The 25,135-nt window shown below is 48.1% G+C and carries 18 protein-coding genes; 8 read left to right on the top strand and 10 right to left on the bottom strand.

Annotation, left to right across the window (positions count from 1 at the left end):
* Positions 1 to 6 precede the first annotated feature (6 nt).
* From DF182_RS16660 to DF182_RS16640, 5 genes are all read right to left on the bottom strand, one after another.
* On the bottom strand, positions 7 to 3,189 hold the full coding sequence (locus DF182_RS16660) for a SusC/RagA family TonB-linked outer membrane protein (protein WP_113616986.1): 3,183 nt from the start codon (positions 3,187 to 3,189) through the stop codon (positions 7 to 9).
* A 460-nt stretch (positions 3,190 to 3,649) separates the two neighbouring features.
* Entirely contained in the window at positions 3,650 to 4,039 is a 390-nt protein-coding gene (locus DF182_RS16655; RefSeq protein ID WP_113616985.1) for a hypothetical protein, read from the bottom strand.
* A gap of 221 nt (positions 4,040 to 4,260) precedes the next feature.
* Positions 4,261 to 5,094 carry an N-acetylmuramoyl-L-alanine amidase gene (locus DF182_RS16650; RefSeq protein ID WP_113616984.1) on the bottom strand — a complete coding sequence of 278 codons (834 nt, stop codon included), beginning with the start codon at positions 5,092 to 5,094 and terminating at the stop codon, positions 4,261 to 4,263.
* A 111-nt stretch (positions 5,095 to 5,205) separates the two neighbouring features.
* Complete coding sequence (locus DF182_RS16645) at positions 5,206 to 5,910, bottom strand: DJ-1/PfpI family protein (protein WP_113616983.1); 705 nt, start codon at positions 5,908 to 5,910, stop codon at positions 5,206 to 5,208.
* Between the two features lie 53 nt (positions 5,911 to 5,963).
* The gene (locus DF182_RS16640) at positions 5,964 to 6,860 is read right to left on the bottom strand and encodes an aldo/keto reductase (protein WP_113616982.1); all 897 of its coding nucleotides are present in this window, start codon (positions 6,858 to 6,860) and stop codon (positions 5,964 to 5,966) included.
* 1,192 nt (positions 6,861 to 8,052) lie between these two features.
* Here DF182_RS16640 and DF182_RS16635 point away from each other — a divergent pair.
* Positions 8,053 to 9,003 (top strand): ADP-ribosylglycohydrolase family protein, encoded by a 951-nt coding sequence (locus DF182_RS16635; protein ID WP_113616981.1) that lies wholly within the window; start codon positions 8,053 to 8,055, stop codon positions 9,001 to 9,003.
* Positions 9,004 to 9,066: 63 nt separating this feature from the next.
* Entirely contained in the window at positions 9,067 to 9,936 is an 870-nt protein-coding gene (locus DF182_RS32120) for a DUF6515 family protein (RefSeq protein WP_147243454.1), read from the top strand.
* Positions 9,937 to 10,019: 83 nt separating this feature from the next.
* On the opposite strand, the gene DF182_RS32530 is transcribed toward DF182_RS32120, so the two are convergent.
* Positions 10,020 to 11,627 (bottom strand): TPM domain-containing protein, encoded by a 1,608-nt coding sequence (locus DF182_RS32530; RefSeq protein WP_113616979.1) that lies wholly within the window; start codon positions 11,625 to 11,627, stop codon positions 10,020 to 10,022.
* Positions 11,628 to 11,832: 205 nt separating this feature from the next.
* Here DF182_RS32530 and DF182_RS16620 point away from each other — a divergent pair, with 205 nt between their 5' ends.
* Both DF182_RS16620 and DF182_RS16615 read left to right on the top strand, forming a co-directional pair.
* The gene (locus tag DF182_RS16620) at positions 11,833 to 12,927 is read left to right on the top strand and encodes a hypothetical protein (RefSeq protein WP_113616978.1); all 1,095 of its coding nucleotides are present in this window, start codon (positions 11,833 to 11,835) and stop codon (positions 12,925 to 12,927) included.
* 98 nt (positions 12,928 to 13,025) lie between these two features.
* Complete coding sequence (locus tag DF182_RS16615; RefSeq protein ID WP_113616977.1) at positions 13,026 to 13,481, top strand: VOC family protein; 456 nt, start codon at positions 13,026 to 13,028, stop codon at positions 13,479 to 13,481.
* Here the strand turns inward: DF182_RS16615 and DF182_RS16610 are convergent.
* Together DF182_RS16610 and DF182_RS16605 are read right to left on the bottom strand one after the other, a co-directional pair.
* Positions 13,478 to 14,212, bottom strand: coding sequence for a tetratricopeptide repeat protein (locus DF182_RS16610; RefSeq protein ID WP_113616976.1), 735 nt, complete (start codon positions 14,210 to 14,212; stop codon positions 13,478 to 13,480). The two genes, DF182_RS16615 and DF182_RS16610, sit on opposite strands and share 4 nt — an antisense overlap.
* A gap of 81 nt (positions 14,213 to 14,293) precedes the next feature.
* Positions 14,294 to 14,857, bottom strand: coding sequence for an RNA polymerase sigma factor (locus DF182_RS16605; RefSeq protein ID WP_113616975.1), 564 nt, complete (start codon positions 14,855 to 14,857; stop codon positions 14,294 to 14,296).
* 228 nt (positions 14,858 to 15,085) lie between these two features.
* Here DF182_RS16605 and DF182_RS16600 point away from each other — a divergent pair, with 228 nt between their 5' ends.
* From DF182_RS16600 to DF182_RS16590, 3 genes are all read left to right on the top strand, one after another.
* Positions 15,086 to 17,770: a CHAT domain-containing protein gene (locus tag DF182_RS16600; RefSeq protein ID WP_113616974.1), complete on the top strand. Its 2,685-nt coding sequence runs from the start codon at positions 15,086 to 15,088 to the stop codon at positions 17,768 to 17,770.
* A gap of 43 nt (positions 17,771 to 17,813) precedes the next feature.
* The gene (locus tag DF182_RS16595; RefSeq protein WP_113616973.1) at positions 17,814 to 18,455 is read left to right on the top strand and encodes a DUF5710 domain-containing protein; all 642 of its coding nucleotides are present in this window, start codon (positions 17,814 to 17,816) and stop codon (positions 18,453 to 18,455) included.
* Between the two features lie 139 nt (positions 18,456 to 18,594).
* Positions 18,595 to 19,629 (top strand): DUF3667 domain-containing protein, encoded by a 1,035-nt coding sequence (locus DF182_RS16590; protein ID WP_113616972.1) that lies wholly within the window; start codon positions 18,595 to 18,597, stop codon positions 19,627 to 19,629.
* 79 nt (positions 19,630 to 19,708) lie between these two features.
* Here DF182_RS16590 and DF182_RS16585 read toward each other — a convergent pair whose 3' ends face one another.
* Complete coding sequence (locus tag DF182_RS16585) at positions 19,709 to 20,503, bottom strand: M48 family metallopeptidase (protein WP_113619613.1); 795 nt, start codon at positions 20,501 to 20,503, stop codon at positions 19,709 to 19,711.
* Between the two features lie 132 nt (positions 20,504 to 20,635).
* Between DF182_RS16585 and DF182_RS16580 the strand changes: the two genes are divergently transcribed.
* Positions 20,636 to 21,961 carry a tetratricopeptide repeat protein gene (locus DF182_RS16580; protein ID WP_113616971.1) on the top strand — a complete coding sequence of 442 codons (1,326 nt, stop codon included), beginning with the start codon at positions 20,636 to 20,638 and terminating at the stop codon, positions 21,959 to 21,961.
* A gap of 36 nt (positions 21,962 to 21,997) precedes the next feature.
* On the opposite strand, the gene DF182_RS16575 is transcribed toward DF182_RS16580, so the two are convergent.
* A complete protein-coding gene (locus DF182_RS16575) occupies positions 21,998 to 25,132 on the bottom strand; it encodes a leucine-rich repeat domain-containing protein (protein WP_113616970.1) in 3,135 nt (1,044 codons plus the stop codon).
* Positions 25,133 to 25,135: the final 3 nt, after the last annotated feature.

Below are 25,135 nucleotides of genomic sequence, written 5' to 3'. Positions count from 1 at the left end.
ACTTAATTAAAATGAAACATTCAGGTTAATGCCAATGCTGCGGGTAGTCGGTATCTGCAGGGTTTCCAGCCCCTGTCCGTTGCCGGTATTGAAGGCGGTTTCCGGGTCGATATTGGGCACATGTTTCTGCAAGTATCCCAGGTTTCTGGCTACCAGCGCGATGTTTACAGCCTGCAGCTTCCACCGGCTTGTCAGTGATTTAGGCAAAGTATACCCCAGTTTTATTTCCCGCAGTTTGATAAAGGAAGCATCATACACACTGCTCTCATTCAGGCTGCTGTTGTAAACAGCTTTGTAATAATCTTCGGCACCCAGTACCACGGTGTTCTTTTTTCCATCTGCCGTATAGCCGTCGAAGATGATACCATCGTGATGCACTTCAGCGCCATTGGGAGCTGCAGCAGTGTGTGATGGCAGCTGTATATTCTGCTGGCCGCTGCGATAATAGGGCAAACCACCATGTTCTTCATCCCTGCCGGGCAGTGTGGTAGCCAGTACGCCGGTGTAGTTGCCGGTATAGTTGGTACCGGAGTAGATAGAGCCTCCTTGTTTGGTATCAATCAGGAAACCAAGGCTGAAGCCTTTAAAGCTGAAAGTGTTATAGATACCGCCGGTCCAGTTGGGTGTATAATAACCCAGTATTTTTTTATTGGGATCGATGGCTGGTGTACCGTCGGCATTAACGATGATCCGGTTTTGCGCATCGCGCTGAAATCCGGTACCATACAGGGCGCCATAACGTTTACCTTTGCTGGCCAGCACCTGCATATTACCGGTACTTCCCAGCACATAGTTATTGAGAAATCCTTCCTTATCCAGTTCCACTACTTCACTCACGTTGCGGGCGTAGTTGATGTTCAGGTCCCAACGGAATCCGGAGCGTGTAGACACTGGCGTTAGTCCCAGCATTGCTTCCACACCTTTATTGCTGATTTCACCGGCATTCATCAGTTTTTTCAGGTAACCGGTGGTCGGACTTACATCGGCCAGCAGTATCTGGTTGCGGCTGTTGGAGTGATAATAGGTGAGATCCAGCCGTATGCGGTTATTGAGGAAAGCAGCTTCCACACCAGCTTCTGTAGAAGTGGTGATTTCCGGTCGGAGGTCTTTCTTCAGAAATTTATCGGACACCGTCAGCAAAGGATTTGGTCCGAAAGGCTGGTTGAATGGATAGGTATTGATCAGCTGATAAGGATCTGTGTCTTTACCTACCTGTGCCCATCCACCGCGTATTTTGAGCAGTGTCAGCACTTTGCTTTGCAGATGCAGTGCTTCAGAGAGTACAAGGCTACCGTTGACAGACGGATAGAAGTAAGCATTGTTTTCTACTGGTAATGTAGAAGACCAGTCGTTGCGGGCGGTTACGTTTACAAAAGCATAGTTGCGATATCCCAGCTGTGCAGAACCGAAGGTGCTATACACTTTTTGTTTGGAGAAATAACTGGTAGAGATGAGCGGATCGCGGGAGTTGTTGAGCGTATACACATCTTTCACGGCCAGTTTGGGTGCCTGCTGATAGTTTTGTTCGAACTGATTGGTGCGGATATTTCCACCTGCCAATACATCGAGGTCGAAGTCACTGCCCAGTTTTTTCTTAGCGTTGAGGGTAAACTCTCCGTTTGTTTCACCTACGGTGTAAGCATCTTCGGTATAGGAGCCGAAAGGTGTTCCGTTGGTATAATAGGCAACTTTGTATTTTCTTCTGTCCTGGTAATAGTCTGTACCGATGCGGAGATTGGCTGTTAACCAGTTGTTGATTTCGTAAGAGAGACGGGCATTACCGAAGAAGCGGTTGCGCAGCTGTCCGACTGTATTTTCGTTCTGTATCCAGTAAGGGTTGCTATAGTAGCTGTGGTTCCAGTTGTAGTCGGTACCATCCGGATTTTTATAGTCTTTCAGTCTGGATACATCTACCTGGCGGCCAAACCAGATGAACTGGAGGGTAACGCTGTTGCCTCTTCTGCCATCTACACCGGGGAGGTTATCGGCGCTGGTGCGGATATAGTTGGCATAGGTGCTGAGGGTGAGTTTGGGTGCAATACGGAATGTATTGCTGGCAGTGAAGGTGTTGCGGGTGATGCCGGTATTAGGCAGAATGCCGGCCTGTTTGGTATTATTATAGGAAAAGCGGTAATCGATTTTATCGGTACTGCCGCCTACAGCCAGGCCGTTGTTCAACGTATAGCCGGTCACGTAGAAGTCTTTTACGTTGTTGGGATGTGGAACAAAAGGCACTGCTTCTCCGTTGGAAAAAAACTGCGGGATGAGGCGACCATCCATTTTAGGGCCCCAGCTTTCGTCGGTGCCGTCATTGAGGCCACCGCCTTTACCATCTTTGTAGGAAAATTGTCCACCTGCGCCCTGACCATACACGTTCTGGAAGTCGGGTAATATCAGTACACGTTCGAAAGTGGCGTTGGAGTTGACAGTCACGCCCAGTCCACCTTTGGTGTCTTTACCTGTTTTTGTTTTGATGAGGATCACACCGCTGGAGGCGCGGGAACCATAGAGGGCGGCAGCGTTGGGGCCTTTGAGTACGCTGATGGACGCGATATCATCCGGATTAACGTCAGATATGGCGTTAGCGAAATCGCGGCCGGTGCCGATGCCCAGCTGGCTGTTATCTACGGGGATACCGTCGAGGATGAACAGGGGCTGGTTGTTACCTGCGATAGAGGTTTCACCGCGGATAACGATACGGGAAGAGCCGAGGTTACCCTGGCTGTTAGTCACCTGCACGCCTGCAATTTTTCCGGACAAAGCGTTGACCAGATTGGTTTCCCTGGCTTCAGCGATATCTTTTGATTTCAGTTCCTGCACAGCGTAACCAATTGATTTTTTCTCGCGGGAGATGCCGAGTGCCGTCACCACTACTTCCTGTAGTTTGCTGTCGGTATTTTCCAGTGCGATGTTGATAACATGACTGTTGTTGATGGAGATCACGGCTGTTTGAAAACCGATGTAAGAGATTTGCAGGGAGTCAGTGGCGTTGGCGCTGATGGTGTACTTACCATCAGCATCCGCCTGTGTTCCACGGGCCGAACCTTTTACTCTGATAACAGCGCCGGGTATACGCTGAGCATCGCTGCGGGAGGTCACTACACCGCTTACCCGGATTTCCTGGGCAATACCTTGCTGCAGCCACAATAATGCGGGCAGCAGGCATAGAAGCCTTTGTAAGTACTTCATTCCTGAATGTTGATTTAAAGCTTGTTGTGGTCGTTGGCGGATAATTATGGATCTTCCGTTTACTACCGATTTGGTTTTGGTCTTTTCAGTTGGTGTATGATCGCAGATATCTACTGCAAAAATAGTTCACAATTATTAATCTACAAAATTTATAGACTAATAGAACTATGATAAATGCTGATGTTTATGATTTTCCTGATGAGCGGAGATAAAAGCGAAACAATAAGAGCGAAGAACTGGCAGATGAAGAGAGATGAAATGAAGCAGGATGGCGGCGGGACCCGACCATGTGCTGATGTAATTTTTTACCCGCTTTGACAAAACGGAAGCCCCGCTGCAAACAGCAACAGGGCTTCCGGCATTGGGTTGCAGGCACCTTTAAAAACCATTCTCAGCAAAAACAAATATGCGTTTCGCATATCAGGAGAATCATAAACATCAGCATTCATCACAGTTACGGTTACTTACCGATAAGTTTTTGCAGCTCCGATTTGCAGGCTTCAATATTTTCGGCGATGAGTTTATCATCGCAGACGTTGCCTTTGTATTTGATGGTAATTTTGTTTTTCCGAAGTACGATCTGGTAGTATTCCGGCGCATCGGGAGAGTTTTCCCAGGTGGTGATACCTTTTTCATCGATACCGCCGGCGACTTTGTCTTCAATAAGATCATGTACTTTTTTTCGCAGGCCATCAGGGAATTCGAAGGAGGTTTCATGTTTGACCAGGCAACTGGTGTCTGCTACAGGTTGGTAATGGATTTTCGCGGAAGCGTACTGAGGACCGGCAACGAGCAGTAACAGCACGAAGGATGCCAGCAACAGTAAAGGTAATTTGTTGGTGTTTTTCATGGCAAGAGAAATTAATAACGATGGAAAAGAGGTAATAACAAGTCCGTAATAATTCAGGTCTCAGATTTTGGTATGTTGGCCGATTTAACTCATTATTAAAATACTCGATTTAAGGCAGATCACAAAATAAAGTATTGGGTGACTTTATAAAAGCCCGGCGGCCTGCTCACTGGTAGCAGGCCGCCGGGCATCAGATAACGGGGAAGGCTATACTATAACCGTTACAGGTATTTTTTCATTACGTTAAACAATACTTTGTTTTCGGCATCCGGCGAAGGGCTGATGGTATCCTGCGGCATAAAATGCCGTTTGAAGGCTTTCATGGCAGCAGTGGTATCTTTCAGATCGTAGCCGATGATACGGAGGGCCTGCCATTTATCAAAAGATGCCGGCAGCGTGGTGTTGGAGGTATCATTGTACCAGAGGCCAAAGCCTTTGTCTGCCAGCTGTTTCCAGGGGAAATAAGCGCTGGGATCATTTTTCCTGGTGGGCGCAATATCACCATGTCCGATAAAGTTGGCAGCCGGGATACCATAACGGTGCTGCAGCGTATCAAGCAGTATGAGCAGGCTGCTTATCTGCGCGGGTTGAAAAGGTTCTGCCCCGTTGTTGTCCAGTTCTATACCGATAGAATTGGAATTGATATCAGTGATCCCACCCCATTTGGAAAGGCCACCATGCCAGGCACGGAGGTAATCATTCAGCATATGATGAATAGTTCCGTCGCGGCATACTACGTAGTGGGCACTCACCTGTGTTCTTTCGAGGGTAAATGTTTTGAGGGTTTGTTCACAGGAATTCTGCGCAGTATGATGGATGATCACCATATTCGGCTTTCTCATGTTGAAGTTGATGGTGCCGGCCCACCAGGCAGGCCTGATACCATTATCGCCAGGCAGGATGCCGGGCTCCTCCCGTACGGTGCGGGCATATCCTTTGGCTTTTTGTTTGTAGATTTTATTGGTTTGTGCATACGGCGAGCGGGCGCAATAAGTATACAAACAGAGAATAGCGGCCAGGCAGCCCCATCGTGTCAGGTGTTGGATAGTAGTCATCAGTATCTGTTAAAGTTTACAAAACGTACACGGATAAAGATAATAAAACATAGCAATCCCTTGTTTGTTAAAGCCTTATCCTGTATGTTTTGTAAAAACAGCTGTCATAGCTCATTGTTCCGGAGCTACGGGCATTCCTTGTTTCTCCAGCAATTCCCGTATAATGGCCCGTCTTTTTTCCAGCATCAGTTTGGTCAGTTCCCGGGTAGCCTGTAATACGGGCGTGCCGGCGGTATGTGGAGAGCCGGCCCTGAAAGGTGGTGCCGGATTATATTCCAGCTGTAGCTGTACGATCCGCGCCAGTTCCTCCCCTCCTATCATGGCAGTGAGCGTAAGTCCGAAATCGATGCCGGCCGTAACGCCGCCGCCGGTAATACGGTTACGGTCTTTCACTACCCTCTCTTCCACTACTTCCACGCCCAGCATCCTTAAAAGGTCCAGCGAACGCCAGTGTGTAGTGGCCTTGTATCCCTGCAGCAGTCCTGCTGCTGCCAGTACCAGTGCACCAGTGCAAACGCTGGTGATATATTTTGCTCCCAATGCCTGCCGGCGAAGGAAATCCAGTAGGGTCCGGTTGGTCAATAGCTGATTAATACCTTTACCTCCCGGCACAAAAAGAATATCCAGCTGCGGGCTATCGGCCAGCGCTACCGTAGGTTGTACCATTAAACCTCCTTCCACTTTGAAGGGTGCTGTTGTTTCTCCCAGCAGTACTACTTCAAAACAGGGGGCTTTCACAAACACATCATAGGGGCCGGTGAAATCCAGGATGGTCATGTCAGGGAAAAGGAGCATGCCGATTTTCAGCTTTCGCATATTATGGGGACGTTTGATGCTTTACAATTATACGGGATTTGCCTGCACAACCATTAGCGGTGCTGGTCATATTTATTAACAGGCAGCACCTGTTGCAGCTGCAGTATTTCCGCTGGCGTCAATGGTGGAGCGGTGACTGCACTGAGCGCATCCGCCACCTGTCCGGACGTGCGCATCCCTACCACGGCGGATGTTACAGGCGATTGCTGCAGCACATACCGCAGCGCCGTTGCCGCCGGACCTCTATCGGGGGTGGCTATACGCTGAATGGCTTCCGCCACCCGCGCCACCGCTGCCGCATCGTAATTCAGATAGGCTTCCGGTATTTTGCCAACAAGCAGACCTTTGGCTACTGCGCCTCTTACCAGCACACCGATACCCTGCTGTTCCAGCAGTGAAAAACAGCTCTCTTCCGGTCTGCGGTCCAGCAGACTGTATTGCATCATCACACTCACGATATGGGAACGGTCTGCAAAGGCACGTATCACATTGGGCCGTATGGAAGAGATCCCATAATACCGGATTTTGCCCTGTTGCTGCAGGGTTTCAAAGGCCGAAATGGTTTCATCCGTAGGGTCTTCAATAGTGCCGCCGTGCAGCTGATAGAGATCAATATAATCTGTATTGAGTCGTCGCAGGCTCTCTTCTACGGCGGTCAGGATATACTCCCGGCGCGGGTTCCAGTCCCATCCGCTACCGTCTTCCCTCCACTGGTTGCCTACCTTGCTGGCGATGATAACCTCTTTTCTTTTGCCTTGCAGCGCTTTTCCCAGGGTAGTTTCATTCCGGCCATGGTCATACAGATCGGCGGTATCGAAAAAATTGATGCCGCCAGCTATGGCCTGATGTACCAGGCGGGCATTGTCTGCATCGTTGTTACCCAGTGACATACAGCCATAGGCTATTTCGCTGATATGTAGATCTGATGGGCCTAACTGATGATATTGCATAAGAAACGGGTTTATATTTCCGGAGAAACAAACGATAAACGAAGGTATAAAAGCGGGGCAGTTTAAACAAACGCCCCCTGCATACCAATGGCGTCATCATTAACTGATAACTGAAGAACAGGCCGCCTGGAAAAGCAGCCTGGATGATATTGATCTTACCATTCTCAATCCGTCCTTAATTACTAAACTTCTTTAAAGGGGACCGCCTGGAAAGGCGATCCCATCCATAATCCACCGTTTCGCTTATGAATAGCACATTTGATATATGATGAAGATTGCCGGGGCAATCTGAATTGTCTGACAGGGGACTGTCTGAAAAGACGGTCCCTGTAGCTGAATCAATCGTACTGCGAACAAATCAGCGGAAAGCGTTGCTCACAGGGTTCATATGGCACTTTATTTCTTTTCTACTGCCATGCGGGCCGGAAAACCGGACCATCTTGAAAGATGGTCCTTTTCCTATCCTTCTATACATGGCATTCCAACACGTTTATAGTGTAAGTCCGCAGCAGGCAGGGATGATTGTTTCCTAAGGGGGACTACCTGGAAAGGCAGCCCCATCAGCATTCATCTTATATTACCTGCATTTGGACTCAGAAAATTTCTTTAGAGAGGACCGTCTAAAAAAACAGTCCCTTTTCATCCACCTATTCCCATAAAACTTGCTGCCGAATTAATCAGTAAGGGGTAATGGCTGGTCATCATTTTTTCTGTTGCCGGCTAATTGAGCCAGACAAAAGAAAAAATAGTGCAATGATATTTACCAAGGAAAGTGCATGTCCTGGCATGCGTATTAAACAGAAAAGTGTGCATATTGGTCTTAGTTTTGGGCATCTTCAAACAATGACATTTAAGGCATATCAACATTAAAAACAACAGGGGCAGTTATTGCTGCCAGAAGTACAGTATGAGGTTAACAACGGGTGATAACATCGGGTGATTTTTCCGTACATGCTTCCGGGTTACTGGAAAAGTTTGCCCGGTGACTGTGGGTAACAGTATTAAATGTTACAATGCAAAGATAAAACGCCAACCGTACAAACAGACAGTTATCCGGGTCGTAGTATGAATGAACAAGACTGAACATACCGGAAACCGCTGAATAAACTGAACTGCTCCAGCGGCTTTCACAAACCTAAAACATTTGTTGGCACGTTTTTCTGTGTATATTAACTGTATAAATCCCCATACTATGCAACAACATATAACAGGTGCATTTCTGGGTATCGCCATAGGCGACGCATTGGGTGTTCCGGTTGAATTCAAGACCAGAAGCTACCTCAGAGAAAAACCTATACTGGACTTTATCGGTTACGGATGCTGGAATCAGCCTCCGGGAACATTTTCAGATGATACCTCACTGACTTTTTGTACAGCGGAAAGTCTCACCCATGGATATAATCTCTCCCTGATGGCCATTACCTTCCTGAAATGGTACCGGGATGGATACTGGGGCGCACATGAACAGGTTTTTGATATTGGTCATACCACCCGTCGTGCTTTACAACGGATTGGCACAGGTACATCTCCTTTGTTTTCCGGTGGTTTTGAAGAATTTGAAAACGGCAACGGTTCTCTGATGCGTATGATGCCGCTGGCACTCTACCTCGCGAAACAGGATGATATACGCCAGCGTTATCATCTTGTTAAAGAAGTTTCCGGCATCACACATATGCATTTCCGGTCTGTAATGGCCTGCTTCATTTATGTGGAGTTTATCCGTAATCTTTTAACAGTAAAGGATTTACAGGAAGCTTACCAGATTACACAGGCAGTCGTGAATGATTTTATTATAGCCAATCAGTTCAGCCCTGCGGAGGTAAAACTTTTTGACCGCATTCTGCAGGATAATATCACCAATCTGAAAGAAGATGATATTCTGAGCTCCGGTTATGTGGTATATACCCTTGAAAGCGCGCTCTGGTGTTTACTGAATACCGATAATTACCAGGATTGTGTGCTGAAGGCAGTCAACCTGGGCGGAGATACGGATACCGTCGGTGCAGTGGCCGGCGCCGTTGCTGGCCTGCATTACGGAATGGCCAACATTCCGCCGCACTGGATAGTAGGTATTGCCAAATCCGATAAAATCATCGAATTGTCACAACAGTTCTCAGATGCATTGAGTACGCCTTCTGCATAAATACTGCTTCATCCTTAAACTATTGAACACCGATCCAGTCTAACAATTATAACCCGTAAGACGATGAAAAACAGATTTTATATGCTGTTTGTGTTGATTGGGCTGTTATGCACAACTACAGCAACCGGCGCCTTTGCCCAAAGACACGGTGGAGGTGGACACATGGGTGGCATGGGAGGAGGCCACATGATGTCTGCACCTCATTTTTCAGCTCCCCGTAGCAATTTCTCTTCGCCCAGAGCCGTTGCTCCTGTAAACAGAGGATTTTATCGTGGCTATCGCGGCCCGGTATATCATGGTGGCGTTTATTATAGCCATGGATGGTATGGACCAGGTTACCGCAGATACTATCGGTACCATCCTTATTTCTTCCCTCCGATAGGCTTTTATGTTTCTACTCTGCCTTACGGTTACTTTGCACTCGGTGCCGGGTTCGGACCTATTTACTATTCCAATGGTATCTATTACGAATCTGACAACAACGACAATGGTTACCGCGTAGTAGATCCTCCTATGGATGCTGCCGTTCCAGACCTGCCAGACGGTGCTTCTGAAGTACAGGTGAACGGTAACAGCTACTACGAACTGAATGGCACCTTCTATCAGGAAATCATGACTGAAAACGGACGACGCTTTAAAGTAGTAGGTAAGGATGGTAAAATCGGGAATACCGTTGTAGATCCACAGACCAACGGCAACAATGATAACGGTAACGGTAACATTAACAACGATAACAACAGCAATAACAACAATAACAATAGTACGGCTCCGCTTCCCGGTAATATTATAAAAGACCTGCCACAAGGTAGCCGCTCCGTACAGATCAACGGACAACAGTACTTCCTGTCACCCGATGGTATGTACTATCAACAGGTTAACACCAACAATGGCACAGGATACCAGCTTGTAGGAAAAATGGATGCTGGCCAGTAATTCAGGAACATTATTCATGAAGGACATAACAAAAAGGCTGTCTCCCAAAAGAGACAGCCTTTTTGTATGCCATACCGGCTATTCTACCAGCTGCTGCTGGCCCCACCGCCACCGGAAGAACCGCCGCCCCAACTGGAAGACGAAGAAGATGATGATGAAGAGGAAGAAGATGAGGAAGACTCACGGATACGCGGTATCTCAAAAGTATAATCGTGTACATAACTACAAGCAGCACAGGCATAGGTTTTGACACCCCATCCTGCCGCCCTGGTTGTAGCCCGTTTTTTAGTGATCACATGGGTACATTCCAGCGTTTTATGCATACAGGTAGGACACTCGGCCATTTTTGTTCTCACACTGGTATAGTCGAGCACCAGCCGGTAATCGCAGGTATCACATTTCCATACATCATAATCCACAGAAGAAAGGTTTTCTTCTATGACCTGGGCCTTATCCAGATAAGGGTCTTCATCTGTTTCACTCAACTTATGTAAAGCGGTACGGCAGTGCGGGCACTCGTACGGATCATTACGCATCTGATCTAACCGGCGTTTGCGCCAGTACATATACAGCCAGAAAAAAGGCAATGGGAAAATATAACGGGCTATCCGCAGTTTATCCATCGCACGGGCCCAATCCTGCCAGCAGCCATGCCGGTCTTTTCCACGCAAAACCACGGAAGCCCTCAGCTCCATCAACAATACCGACAGGTGTAAAAACACGGTCCAAACCGCATAATATATCAGCATGATCTGCCCGAAGTTCAGGGACCAGTGCCTTTTATAATACAGAGATCCGAGCACCAAAAACGCCGTGATATGGATCAGTAACAATCCCAGCCAGCGGGGCCGGAGAAAGGCATTCGGCAGCTCGTTCATGGCTATGGGCATGGGCTCGCCTTTCTTCTGTGGTGGCTTTTTCCCAAAAAACACTAACATCATCGCTGCGGATATTAACAGCCAGAGGAAGAACCCAAAAACCATCCAGCCGGTGGGTTCGGGCAGCTCATGATAATCACCGGATGAGACCTCCGTCGCCTCCGGTATGGCCGCCAGCGACTGTACCATTTCCACCGGTTCCGATGTATCTGCTTCACCTGATATGGTTACCGGTTTGCTGTCTGAAACAGCCATCAGCGAACTATCTTCCGGTGATGCCGGCACCTCATATGTTTCAGTATAAGCGTAGTTACCCTTGTACAACAGGGAGGAGATGGATTTGAGTCCTTCCTGGAAAGCCTGATCGTAATCACCTTTTTTGATATAGGGGATCATATAGTCCTGCTGAATACGGAAACAGAGCGCATCGGTCATCTCCCCTTCCAGGCCAAAGCCTGTTTCAAATACAAGTTTGTGGGCATCTTCCACCAGCAATACCAGCAGACCACTGTTGGTGCCGGCATTTCCTATTTTCCAGTAGTTGAACAGTTTATGTGCAAAATCCCGTGGTTCATTATCCCCGATAGAGTGTAGCAGCACCATGGCCACCTGTGCTTTTCCGCCCGCATCCAGCCCCGCCAGCTGACTATTGAGATCGTTTGTCATCTGGCTGGAGAGAAGATGATCAGGGTTACTGATATATCCGCCGCCATTTTTTTTGGGGTCTGGCACATCAGCTACAGTATACTTTGTTTTTTTACTGGTACAGGACAGCAGCAGGGAAACAAAAAACAGGAACAGGACATTTCGCATTCTAAGGATGATTCTGATAACAGTTAATAAAAAGCGGGCCACTGTGCCCGGATGGATTTAAAAATACTATATTTTAGTATCTGTACGTTTTAGATATTCCGGCTGTTACCACAGTATTTTCAATGGTAATGGCAAATATTACATAATTTAGTGATTCTCAAAGTAGTCACCATTTTCACTATTACTATCATTCAATACCGCGCACATGAAAAGGTTTTTTGTATTGATTGCCCTGATCCTACCGTTGGCTTTAAGCGCGCAGACGAAGCTTTCAGAGGCCCTTGCAGATGATTTCTCCACGAGGGTGGCACATCATTACCAGCTAAAAAATGATTCCATCTCGGGGTATATCGCCGAGCAGCTGACCCGTAGCGGTGCCGGAGGGCTGGATATCGACTCCACCATGTTTAGCCTGAAAAACGATCCTGCCGCCCTGGACGCAGCCCTGAAATATCTGTACCAGTACAGCGACTGTAACCGGCAGCGGTTTATCAGCAATCTGCGCAGTATGAATGTGCAGAGCAACAACGTTTTTCCACTAGCCACCTATACGGCCAACAAGTATAAGAACGATACCAAAGCCCTGTTAGAGGATAAAAGCGATTTTCTGAAGACCTATACCGGTCCTGTGACCGGTAAAACGCCACCAGTAGCTGTTTCCGCAGCTCCTGTGGCCAGCAGCACTTCAGCAGCAGCCTCAGAGACAGCCGCTGCCGGTACCGCCACAACTGCTACAGAAGGCAATACCAGCACTCCTGCTGTAGCTGTAGCCCCTACTGTAACGGATACACGCAGCTGGGAAGTAAGACCACTGTTCCAGATTCGCACCCCCGAACAGCTGGTTGAAATGTACGGCAAGGATAATATTAGCAAACGGGATGCATCTGACCTCGCCGGCAGCAAAGAAGGAGAAGCCTATGTGATCTATCCCGACAGTGACGATGAACTGGAGATTCAGTTTGACGGCGACAACGGCAACGTCCTCACTTTCTCCCACTTCCCCTCCAAATGGAAATCGCCCTATGGCATCAAAGCCGGCGACCCACTGGACAAACTGGCCAAAGTAAACGGCCGGCCCTTTAAAATCAATGGTTTTGAATGGACTAACGGTGGCCTGGTAAGTGACTGGCAAGGTGGTGCCCTGCAAGGCAAAGGCGTGACCATCCTGCTCAAAGCCAACAATACCGGCGATCCAAAACAATACGACCAGGTGACCGGCGACAAAACCCTGCGCTCCGACCTCCCTGTATTAAAAAAACTGGATGTCATCATCCAGTCAGTAGCCTTCAAAAGCAACTAATATCTACTTCTTCATACACACAAAGACCCGGGCAGTATCCAAACTTTGCCCGGGTCTTTGTGCTTTTATCCGCCGGTATTTTTTTCTATCTTGTTTGAATGAAAAACACGATTCTTCTTCTTTTCTTTGCCATCATGGGAGTTTCCACGAGCATTCAAGCACAGACAAAAAAATATCCGTCGCTTAATCACATCGCGATCTATGTAGTCAACCTGGAACAAAGTACCACCTTCTACCGGGATGTAATAGGACTGGAAGTGATGGACGAACCTTTTAAAGACGGGCGCCACAGCTGGTTTAGAGTAGGTGAACACAGCCAGCTACATATTATTTCAGGAGCCGCCACAGCAACAGTGCATCCCAAAGATACCCACCTCTGCTTCAGCGTGCCTTCCATGAAAGCGTTTATCGCCGTACTGGAGAAAAATCATATTACTTATGAAGACTGGCCCGGCAGACCCAATACCATCAATAAAAGGGTAGATGGCGTACAACAGATTTATTTCCGGGACCCCGATGGTTACTGGATTGAAATCAATGACGATAAATACTAGTTTTTCAGATCTTTTTCGAGCGCAGCCGCCTTACCCGCTATAGCTGCGTCTGCAGGTATTTTGCGCAGCCATGCCAGGGCATCTTTTTTGTCCTGCTGCTGCGCATAATACAATGCCGTATAAAAAGCAGCATCGTATTTAAAGAGCGATGCGCCCCGGAATACCTGGTCCAGATCGTTCAGCCCGTCGGAGATGGCGCCGGAACGCAGCCGGGCAATACCGCGGTAAAACAAGGCAGTAGCACTACTACTGTCTGTCCGCAGGTATTGATCGAGGATAGGAATAGCTTTATCATAAGCCTGTTCATTAAAAAACAGCGCAGCCGACTGCAGCAGGGAATCCTGATTGCTCCCCCTTTCCACAGACACCTGCATATCAACATGGCCATAGGTGCCCATATAATCCGCTTTTCCTGTATGCCGCAATAATAGTATCACCATCACAATAGCCGCTACTCCCGCTGCTGCCGCCACCAGCCGCCTGATAGCAATGACTTTTCCGGGACGGCTGAAAAACTCCTGCCGGCGCCGTTTCAGCTCCCTGCGCAGTTCAGCAGCATGGACATCTTCCGGCAGCCGCCGCGATAATGTTTCCTTCAGCAGCTGATAAGTAGACACCGCCGCAGATAACTCTGAATCTTCTGCCATAGCAGCCACAAAACGCCGCCGTTCTTCCGGCAGCATATCATCTTCTACAAAACGGATAACATCTTCGTTACTATAAGCCCCCATGTAACTGTGATTAGTGTGATTTTTACTGATTTTCCTGATGAGTGAAGACCGATGCGACTGAGTGCGAAGGCGGGTTCAGCATTACAGCCTGGTTTGTTGTTTCTGTACATATGATAACAATGTTGCCATACATTCGGATTTCTTTTTTCGCAAATAACCGTAAGTGACGCCCATGGCCAGTGCGATCTGTTCCTGTGCTTCTCCGGTCAGGTAACGCCCTAGTATTTCCCGGCATTTTTCCCCTAACCTGGCAAACTGTTCCAGGAACATTCCGGCCTGTGCTTCCTCTTGCACCACCTTTTCTGCCGCCGCAAAAACATCTTCTCCTACATCATATAAATCGTCGAGCTTTTTTGTTACCGGCTGACGGCCTCTTTTTTTCAGCTCATTGAGCCACTTCCGTTTACAGATCAACAGGAAAAATGGTTCAAAAGGATAGGTTAGCCGCAGCTCCTTATGCCGGACCTGATAGTACAAGTCCATAATAGCCTCCTGGAAAATATCGGCCGCATCTTCTTCCGAACCCTGGTGCTGTGTAATAAATCGCCTGATTTTTCTGGCAAAACGCTCATAGATCTCCCGTACCAGCCGGGTGTCGTTGCTGAGCAGACCATCAAGATACCGCTGATCGGGGTGAGTAGTCATCAGAGATGGATTTGCATTTGGTTGACAAGTATAGTACTCCTAAAGTACATCATTCCAAAAGTATTTTTTTCAACCAGGGGTAACAAAAGTAAAAAACAGTACTAACCACTGCTAAAACCGATCCTGCACTGGGTTTGCGTCATCTTCGGCAACTCAGTGGAGATACGCCCAATCGTTTATTCGTATATGCAACCTATAAACTGTAATAAATCATAACTTCAGTCCCTGATGGCTGAAGTAGGCATATATACCCCCCTGTTGAGAAGATGGTTGCTGCTGCTGGCAGTCCCTCTCTTATGCTCCGCTTTTCAGGCGGCACCTCCCGACAGCCTGTCTATTTTGCTGCGCCAGTATCGCAACAGCAACCAGCTGGCACCCTGGATATATACGCAACTGCAATGGCAGGCATCCCCCTCCCGTAAAGCAGCCCTGTTGCAACAGGCACCAGCCAACGCATGGCGTGCACCACAAACTGACGAAGAGCAACAGGCATGGCTGGACCTGCTCATCAACCAGGGTTATATGCTGCTATTGAGCGGCGATATTGTATCTTCTACGGATGCGTATCAACAGGCATTTGAATGGGCCGGGAAACATCCTGCCATTGCCGATGAAAGCCTGGTACTGGAATATATCCTCAAACCATTGGGCAACAATTACACCCGCCTCGGTGATTATGAGCAGGCGCTTTTTATTCATCAGAAAGCACTGGCACTGGCCACGAGCCTTCAGGATCAAACCGCACTGGCAGACACATACAGCAATCTCGCCAACACCAGCGCCAGTATGGGCAATCTGCAACAGTCACTCCGCTATTGTCAGGAAGGGTTTAGAACCGCCAGTCCTAACAGTGCCCTCTATGGGCTGCTACACTCAGAAGAAGCCGATGCCCACTCCCGCCTGCATCAGGATAATGCCGCCAGACACAGCATACAGGAAAGCATCCGTATCCTGCAACAACAACCCGCTACCAACAAAGAAGCCATACACTGGCTGTTTATGGCTTACCAACAGGCAGGAGATATTTACCTCTCCACTCCCGTCACTGCAGAAACCTATTACCGTAAAGCCCTTCTGTATGCCCGGCAACAACATCTTGTTAGAAAAAGAGAGCAGGCTAAATTATATCTGCGGCTGGGACAACTTTATATTCAGCAACATCAACCCGTTAGCGCCCTGGCCTGGCTGGACAGCTGCGCCAATATCCTGTTGCCAGGAAAAACACCTTCCCGGTTACAAGCTGCAGATATGTATGGCGAATACACCCTACTGGACATGCTGTTTGCCCGTGCCACCGCCTATGTACAGCTGCAACAGCCACAGGCCGCCATGCAGGCCTTCCACCTGTGTTTTGCAGTGGAAAACAGGCTTCGGAACGAATATGTGTCAGCAGCGTCTAAAGAGATGGCCGTTTCAGATAGCCGTTCCCGTTATGAGGCAGCCATTGATGCCGCCTGGCAATACTGGCAGCAAACCAAAGCGCAACCGTATCAGCAGTATATACTGGAGTTTATGGAAGGCAGCAAATCGCAGCTGCTATGGGAAGAGATGCAGGGACAGAGCATCCTGCGGAATGACAGTACCGGCAAACGTATACGCCGCCTGGAACAGGCGCTGGTGTTTTACCGTAAAGAGGCATTGCAGGATGGAGGTACCGACAGCCTGTTACAAGCACAGCAACAACGGATAAGCTGGGAGCTGGCCACGTTGAAAAAGAAAATGCCTGCACTTGTCAGTGATACCTTGCCACTGCCGGCCCTGTTAAAGTTATTGCCTCCTCAACAGGTGGTGCGCAGCTACTTTGCCGGCGCCAGCGCCCTCTATACTATAGAGCTGGATGCCCATGGCATCCGCTTTACAGACCGGCAAGCCATATCAGCACAGTGGTACGACAGCCTCCTGTATTTCCGGCAGCACTTTTTTGACAACGGCCCACAGGCCATGATCAACGCACCCCGTGACTGGTATAACAGTGCCTACCGTATCTATCACCAGCTGTTCAGTCAACATCCGCTACCACGTAACACTACCTGTATCCTCATGCCCGACGGGATATTGGGAATGCTTCCCATAGAGGCACTGATAACCAAAGCAGCATATTCCGCCGCTGTCAGCAAGTGGCCTTTCCTGGTGAAGGAAGCCACTATCGCCTACGCCTACTCGTTGCGTACCTGGCAGGCACAACACCGCAGCCAGGCCAACAACAGTGGTTTCAGTGGCTTCTTCATTGTACAGCAGCCCAATGGGCTGCCCGACCTTAAAGGCGCAGGAGAAGAGAAAGAACGGATTGCACCAGCGATCAACAACGGCTCCTGGTATCTCAACGAACAGGCTACCGTGGCAGATTTCCGGCGGGCTCTGTCGCGCTCCGCTGTTGTACATATCAGTACCCATGCCTTTACCCGGCAACATAATATCCCTGCTCCGCATATCGCCCTGTATGATGCGCCTTTTTACCTGTTTGAGCTTAACGGTCTGGAGCACCGGCCGGCCATGGTTGTACTGAGTGCCTGTGGTACCGGCGATGGCAACCTGGTAACCGGCGAAGGTATCCGCAGTATGGCACATGCCTTTATCGCTGCCGGCACACCTGCCGTAGTAGCCGCCTCCTGGAATGTGCAGGATGCCACCACGCCACGCCTGATGCAGAACTTCTACACCGCCCTCACCACGCAGCCCAACGCTGCCATTGCCCTGCAACAATCTAAAATTAACTGGCTGGACAATCTCGATGTAACAGATCTGCAAAAACTACCCTATTTCTGGGCAGCACTCCATTTCGAAGGTAATACTCTGGCCCTTCAGGAAGGTATCACCGCAAAACAGCGACCCAACTGGTATTGGCTGGTACCCATAGCATTCATGTTGATAGGATGGCTGATCATCTCCCGTAAAAAAAATAACAGGCAATAGTGGTCTTTTTTCGTTAAATTCAGGTAGACCACATTCCAAGATTATGTCACTACTACTGAATGTTCCTGCTGAAGAGGAAACCGAAGCAAAATCAAAAGGGGCTTTGTGGGACGCCAACCTGCAAACCTGGTATCTGCCGGATATCAACTACGATCATATCATGGAGGTAGATAAGTGGATCACTGACAAGGATACTGCTATTATCCTGTCGGACGAAGTGATCATTGCGCATGGCCTGCATTCCTGCTTGCATTGTCAACAGATCACCCCGGTTATCGCGCTCGGCAGCGATTTTTTTTATGAGAAAGATATCAATGAGAAGGATGAAGCTGTATGGTTTGAACTGAATTTCTTTACACTGTTTCAGCAGGTATCGGTGATATCTCCCCACCTGTTTAATTTCTTCCGGGATAATTACCCCCATTACAAACAAGGGCCTGCCAGGAGTGCCGATGGATATTACTGGTGCAACCATTGCGAGCATTGTGGTCAGGGCATTGATGATACCTTGTTGTTTGCTGATACTGGTCATGTATTTACCCCCGAAACATCGGAAGCGGCAGCCGCCATCACCTTACGGACATTCCCCTTTAAATACGCTCCGCACATCGATGCTGACTACCACAACAACCATCATCTCCGGCTGATCAATGAGTTTGCAGTACGGAGTCATTACAGCATATAAAACGGGGCTGACCCAAAAGTAAAACTCAGTATTGTCTTTTGGGGTCAGCCTCGCTGTCAGAGAGCAAAATACCTTCCGCTGATTTTTCCTTTTCCGGAAAAAATTCTACTATCTTTAGGTATCCTTAACCTCCGTTACCTTGAAAACACAACCCTTACGCCAACAACAAGATTGTCTGAATTGCGGAAATGATGTACCAGACAGATTCTGTGGCCATTGCGGACAAGAAAACATTGATCCCCGCGAAACCTTTGGCCATCTCGTAAAACATTTCGTAGCAGATATTTTCCATTACGATTCCCAGTTTTTGCTGACATTAAAGTATCTCTTTACCAAACCAGGCTTTCTTTCTCGCGAGCACCGTGAAGGCAGACGTGCACGTTATGTAAATCCTATCAAACTGTATATTTTTACATCGTTCATATTTTTCTTCATGTACTTTGCCTTTGCCGGGCTACCTCACTACGACAGCAGGGCAAAAGCACATACTGCCGAAGATGACAAAAAAGGCGCCCGATTAGGTTCCTTTGATGAATTAGAGAAACAGAAAAGAAAGCTCGAGGCCGGAGTCAAACAAAACGATTCAGGGGCAATCAGGAACCTTAAACTGCTGCAAATGATAGCAACATCTACAACTGTGGAGGAATTCGACTCTATCCACAATCAACTTCCTGATTCATTAAAATTCGGGCCCTTGATAAAATTACTTGCCCGGGCTGATGCACGTGGTTTAAAGCGCTATGGCTCCAATGAAGAAAAGGCAAGAGCATATGAGGAAAGGTATTATCATAACTTCCCCAAAATAATGTTCTTTTGTCTGCCATTATTCGCTTTCTTCCTGAAGCTCGTTTACTTCAGGAATAAGCAATGGCTCTATACCGATCATGCGATTTTTACGTTGCACTTCCATGCCTTTGCATTTATAGTGATGTCGGTTATGCTACCCATGCTCACTTACTTCTACCATTACTTTGATGATGTCTACCAGTTCAACGGAATCGTCTCCTTCATAATTGCAGGTTATCTGATTATTGCATTGCATAAGAATTATGGACAGTCTATCCTGAAATGCTGCATCAAAGGAATAATACTATATGCTGTCTATATAACTTCCCTGTGGATAATATTGGTAGCAACAAATTTGTTGGTATACACTTATCTTATATATTTTTAAGGCTACCACCTAAATATATTGGGGCTGACCCAAAAGTAAAAAATACTTTTTGGTCAGCCCCAAATGCAACAAAAAGTTATCAGGGTTTGGTATAACCATCCTTCTTGGCTTTTTCAGCCATGGTCACCATTCTTTTTTCCGTGTCAGGGTGAGAAGAAAACAGCTGTGAGCCTTTTTTCTTTTTGTCTCCGTTGGCTTCCTGAGAAGCTTTCCACAGTTTTTCGAAAGCGGTGGACATACCCCATGGGTTGAGTTTGTTGGCTTTCAGGAAATCGTAACCGTAGTTGTCGGCCTGACTTTCCTGACCACGGGAATAGGCAGAATTAGCCACTGCCTCACCCAGGTCACCCAGCTGAGAATCGCTCAGCGCGCCTGCAGTACCACCTTGGGAAGAAACACCATCTTTCAGTGCGGAAGTCATCAATGCTGTTTTGAAAGCATCTTTGGAGTCTTTGTTTTTAACGTGACCGATCTCATGACCAATCACACCCATCACTTCATCATCGGTCATTACCTGCATCAGGCCGGCACATACACGCACACTGCCATCTGCACAGGCAAAGGCGTTAATATCCCTTACCAGATATACTTTGAAGTTGAGGTTCATGCCTTCGTAGTTGTTAGCTTTGGCAGTAAGCTTAGCCAGCCTTTGAGCCAGCGGATCATTAGCAGGAGCAACCGGATTATGCTCATCCATCCACTGAATGTATTCTTTGGTGTATTTGATGACTTCATCATCACTCAGCGTAACTGCCTTAGCAGCTTTTACACCGGCACCAATCGTTTTGGAATTGAGCTTAAACTGGGCATTGGCAGTAGAAGCCAAAGCAAGGGATACAGCAACAACAAGGCTACAGCGAGTAAGAACAAACATAAACATTCGTTTAATTAGGAAAATGGAATTAAGGTTACAAAACTTTTGCGGCGCGAAGATAAAGGAAAATATCTCACAACTCTTTCTGCAGGTGATTGTTTTATTTTTGAATATTAAAGGTATCTTCCGAATATGAAAAATCTCGTGTTGTTAATGGTAACCCTGATGGCCACTGTTGCAGGATATACTCAATCCATTCCTTCCTATGGTGAAAAGACTGATCGCGCCAACCGTGTACTACAGCCAGCCCTGCAGCGTTTCCAGACCGATGTCGTCACACATGATCTGGACTCCTGCATACAACAGCTGCTGCCGCTTGCCGACGACCCTGCTAAAAAATTTGTGATAGGTAATTTTTTATTCAATATAGATGCGGATCACTCCTACCGGCTACACGAAGAAGCCTGGCAATCAGATAGCAGTCAGTACAACTACCTGCTGGAATACGCCAGGGAACTGCAACGCCGGGGCCGTTACAGTGAGGCTGCTCCCCTGCTGGAAAAATTTGCTACCTATGCCCCCAACGACAACCGTCTGCAGGTATGGCTGGCAGACTGTTATATCAATACCGGCCAACCGGAGAAAGCCATTGCCGCCTGGAAAAAAGCGGATTACAACGACCATCGTAACCATAACACCATAGACCAGGCCATCTGGGCTGTATATGGGCAGGCTTCCCAACTTCGTCAGCGCAACAACTGGAGAAAAGAAGTGTCTGCCGGTAAATCAGCCAGTGCCTATCCACTTATTTTCCTCGACAGCAACTGGGAAACAGACTGGTGGAATACCATCGCTATGGACTCTTTTCTGATGGCTGACCTTCAGCTGGCACAGGAGAAAGGCTTACCCGCCAGAGACCTGCAGGTATTACAGTTTTATGCCGATCTGAAACAACTGTCGGAGATCACCTACTCAAAACTCATGGACATGCTGTCCATCAACCAGCTTATCCTCAACAACCATCCATTGCCACCCAATGGCAAACTGGCCGGCAGCCTGCTGGACGCCACCTTCAGTCTGACTATTGCAGACCCCGATGAATTTTTTGCACTGAGAGGGGATGAACTGCTGCGCCTCGCTAAAAAACACAAGGATGTAGCATATCTGAATATCTATAGTAAACTGCAAACAGCTATAAAAGGGAAAGTAGCCCCCGAAATAGCACTGACCGGCTGGAAGGAATATCATGATGAAGGTTTGGCCGTTAGTTATCTGAACGGGAAAGCTCCAAAAACAACCTACGACGACCCTGAACTGGACCAGGCTCTGAAAGCTTTTCCGGACGCAGCACTGCTGTATTTCATGAAGGCTAGCCTCGCCAACATCGAAAAGAAACCAGACCAGCAGGAGCTGCTGATAAAAACCATCCAGCGGGAATTCAGATCATTGCGCAGCGATCCCCACCGCTATGCCACCAGACTGAATCAGTACTTCGATTATCTGAGCCAGCTACAATAGAAAAGCTGTCCCGCCTTCTAACGGGACAGCCTATACTTAGAATGCTAAACGTTCTCTGTTGTTGACATATACTTTTTGCAGTTTCTTCAACTGTTTAAAATCAAAAGTATTGACAGAAAGATCGTTGCTGGTCAGGTCGAACTCTTCCAGCTCCTGCAGCTGATAAAAGGAATCAGGAATCTGTGTGATACCCGTATTTGTCAACTCCAGCCGCTGAAGCCCGGTCATGGAAGCAATAAATGACACGTCTGGCAGTTTACAGGAAGATAAATCAAGCCTTCTCAACTGCTTACAGGCCACTAACCGCTCTGCATGCAGCAGCGATGTCTGATATATCCTCAACTCAGTAAGGGAAACATTCAGTTTATCCAGCACCGGAATAGTCAATGGGGTGGCTGATCTCGTGATGAGCGTGAGCGCCTCCAGTAATGGCAGGGTAAACAACTCAGCTGGAACTGTATCAGTGTTCAGTTGCAGCGACAGATATGTGATCCGTAACTGCTGAATGTATCCTACCAGCCGCGGAAGATCATGTGTATCCTTCAGATCCAGGTTGAGATAGGTGACATGATCGAAGTCGGCCATTATTTCGCTGATCGCGGCAGACGGTACATCCCGTAATACCAGACCGGCAGGACGACGGGGATTTCCCGGCTCATGTATTCTCACCATATGAAAAGCCAGCAAGAAAGCACATACATCCAGTTCAGGGTGAATATACAAAGGGCGGCATTCATCTTCTGACCTGTCTTTGTATTTGTCTTTCCAGCTGGATTTAATATGATGCTGTAAGGTGGCGGAAGCATATTTCCGGAACAATGTCCTCGACTTTTTTCTGATATCAGCATCCTTATGGAAAAGATGGATGGCCGCCAGGTAGCTCAGCAACACTTTGCCGGCTCCTCCGCCAGTAATCATTTCCAGTACCAGCGAGATATTATCTGTTTCCTGCTGTTTCAGCAATCTCGTTATCTGCGTGGTCAGTTCGCTGTTTTCCTCCATCATCAGAAAAGGCGTATCATCCTTTATCTCCTGAGCTTTCAGGTGGTCTTCCAAAATATACTGGTGGTCTTCCCTGAAAATATCTCCTATAGTCGCAGGATTGATATTCTGCCCCAGGAAAATATGGGTGGCATCTTTCACCTCCTTTACAATGGTCGCTCCCCTGTTGGCCAGCATGGTCGCCAGGTCTTTTTTTACACTCAGTGTAGGCGTCCCCGTGATAAACACCCTGGCTCCCGGTATGTTTCCGGCAGCATCAAAAGGATATGGCAGCAGTTTTTTTAGTGCAACATAGTGGTGTGCCAGCAGGCCGAATGCGATTTCCCGCCGCCCCGGATCTGTCAGGCCCAGGGTAGCCAGTTGTTCGAAGGCTGTTCTGAAGGGTGCTGCCGCAGGAACATTCTGTAATCTGATCTGCCCATCCCGGGTATTGGCCAGCGCCAGCGGTACCTCCAGCTCTTTTCCTGCTTCACGTGACCAAATGCCCACGCATTTAGTGCTAAAGTTGATCTTTAACCTCTCCAGATGTGGCAACTCCAGCAGACTGACAGGAAGTACCGCGCTATCTACGTAGATAAGGGCCCTTTTCAATAAAGGCAGCTCTTTTAAACGACTGATATACCATTCAAAAGGAAGATAATTGTCATCGTTGAAAATCAGCCACTGAAGACCGGGCATACGTTGCAGGCGGGACAGAATGCTGTCGGGGTCTATTTGGGGATAGTTATTAAAACTAAAGGTATGCACCCCAGGCAGCTCAAAGAACGCCTCCGGCAGAACGGTAACATCCCGGGCGAGTTGCACCCAGTTGAGACAAGGAGCCTGCTGCAAAAGACGTAGGTCCGTCTCCGTGATATCGTTGATCTGCAGTTCCTCCAGCTGCGGCAGTTGCGCCAGCCTGGCGAAATCAGGACTCATGGTACAGCCGCCCAGTGTAAGGCTCTTCAGTGCCGGCAGATGGTATATAAATTCGGGGAATACCGTCAGTGTAGTATCTGAAAAAGAGAGATTCTCCAGTGCTGTAAGACCTGATAAATCCGGTAGTGAAGAGAAATCACACTCGTGAAACGAAAGGGATGTCAGTCCGCTCAAGCGGCTCAATGAAGCTGGCAAAGCCTGCAGCTCACTCAACTCCATGGAAGTAATATGGCATAATGATTCCACATTTTCGGGCAGGGACGCCAGCCCGTTATGCATATAGGGCTGTATACGGTAGGAGCTGAAGGTGGTGATATCCGCCCTGTCTTTGATCATATCGATATAGAACGGCGCCGGCAGCTCTCCGAACCCGATGATTTCCTTCAGCTTCTTTAACTGCCCCAGCACAGGTGGCAGCTCTTTGATCCCGTTGGATTCCAGGTCGATGGATTCCAGATTTTCCAATAACGTGATGGAATCCGGTAATGTTTTCATGGCCATGCCCTTGAGCCGCAGCTTCCTCAGTTTTTTACAGTTGGCCAGTACACGGATAGCCTGGTCCACATCCAGCTTTTCATTACCGTTGAGGGCTACCACTTCCAGCTCTTGCAGAGAGCCCAGTTCCTCCGGCAGACTGGTGAGCTTATTGTATTTTATATGCAGCTCTTTCAGTTGTGTCAGATCTTTTATTGCCGGCGGTAATGCTGTAATACCGTTGGAAGAAAGGTCCAGTATCTGCAGCCGCGGAAATTCAGAGAGATCTTTGGGCAGTGTTTTGATTTCATTAAAGCGGAAACTCAGCTGTTCCAGCTGATGCAGGCCCACCAGGTTTTTGGGAAAGGTGGTAAAGCGATTGGTACGCAGGTTGAGTATACGCAGATTTTTCAGCTGCCCGATACTATCGGGCAAGGCCTTCAGCTTGTTACCTGTCACTTCCAGCGCTTCCAGCTCCTGTAAGGTACCGATACTGTCTGGCAGCACTTCCATTTCAGTTTTGGTCATGCCCAGTCCTTTCAGGTGGGGCAATGCTGACAGCTCAGTGATGACTGTTGCATGGTCCAGCCCTGAATTGTAGCTGAGGTCAAACTGCACATGTGGTATATGTGCTGCCGCTTCAAATCCTTTGGGCATCGTTTTCAACCGCTTGCGCTGAAGGTTGAAACGGACTTTGGGATGTGAACAGTCTTTTGCATCTTTTATTTCACCGGTTTCGAAGATACCGGGTTCTTCATACATCTGTCTGTATTCCATAGG

The sequence above is a fragment of the Chitinophaga flava genome, from assembly GCF_003308995.1.
GTDB lineage: Bacteria > Bacteroidota > Bacteroidia > Chitinophagales > Chitinophagaceae > Chitinophaga > Chitinophaga flava.
Note: the sequence above shows the minus strand (reverse complement) of the source record. Positions and strands in the feature narration are given on the sequence as shown.

Bases quoted from the DNA above. Each gene is read 5' to 3' on its own strand.
- DF182_RS16660 (WP_113616986.1), bottom strand. From the start codon at position 3,189: ATGAAGTACTTACAAAGGCTTCTATGCCTGCTGCCCGCATTATTGTGG.
- DF182_RS16655 (WP_113616985.1), bottom strand. From the start codon at position 4,039: ATGAAAAACACCAACAAATTACCTTTACTGTTGCTGGCATCCTTCGTG.
- DF182_RS16650 (WP_113616984.1), bottom strand. From the start codon at position 5,094: ATGACTACTATCCAACACCTGACACGATGGGGCTGCCTGGCCGCTATT.
- DF182_RS16645 (WP_113616983.1), bottom strand. From the start codon at position 5,910: ATGCGAAAGCTGAAAATCGGCATGCTCCTTTTCCCTGACATGACCATC.
- DF182_RS16640 (WP_113616982.1), bottom strand. From the start codon at position 6,860: ATGCAATATCATCAGTTAGGCCCATCAGATCTACATATCAGCGAAATA.
- DF182_RS16635 (WP_113616981.1), top strand. From the start codon at position 8,053: ATGCAACAACATATAACAGGTGCATTTCTGGGTATCGCCATAGGCGAC.
- DF182_RS32120 (WP_147243454.1), top strand. From the start codon at position 9,067: ATGAAAAACAGATTTTATATGCTGTTTGTGTTGATTGGGCTGTTATGC.
- DF182_RS32530 (WP_113616979.1), bottom strand. From the start codon at position 11,627: ATGCGAAATGTCCTGTTCCTGTTTTTTGTTTCCCTGCTGCTGTCCTGT.
- DF182_RS16620 (WP_113616978.1), top strand. From the start codon at position 11,833: ATGAAAAGGTTTTTTGTATTGATTGCCCTGATCCTACCGTTGGCTTTA.
- DF182_RS16615 (WP_113616977.1), top strand. From the start codon at position 13,026: ATGAAAAACACGATTCTTCTTCTTTTCTTTGCCATCATGGGAGTTTCC.
- DF182_RS16610 (WP_113616976.1), bottom strand. From the start codon at position 14,212: ATGGGGGCTTATAGTAACGAAGATGTTATCCGTTTTGTAGAAGATGAT.
- DF182_RS16605 (WP_113616975.1), bottom strand. From the start codon at position 14,857: ATGACTACTCACCCCGATCAGCGGTATCTTGATGGTCTGCTCAGCAAC.
- DF182_RS16600 (WP_113616974.1), top strand. From the start codon at position 15,086: ATGGCTGAAGTAGGCATATATACCCCCCTGTTGAGAAGATGGTTGCTG.
- DF182_RS16595 (WP_113616973.1), top strand. From the start codon at position 17,814: ATGTCACTACTACTGAATGTTCCTGCTGAAGAGGAAACCGAAGCAAAA.
- DF182_RS16585 (WP_113619613.1), bottom strand. From the start codon at position 20,503: ATGTTTGTTCTTACTCGCTGTAGCCTTGTTGTTGCTGTATCCCTTGCT.
- DF182_RS16580 (WP_113616971.1), top strand. From the start codon at position 20,636: ATGAAAAATCTCGTGTTGTTAATGGTAACCCTGATGGCCACTGTTGCA.
- DF182_RS16575 (WP_113616970.1), bottom strand. From the start codon at position 25,132: ATGGAATACAGACAGATGTATGAAGAACCCGGTATCTTCGAAACCGGT.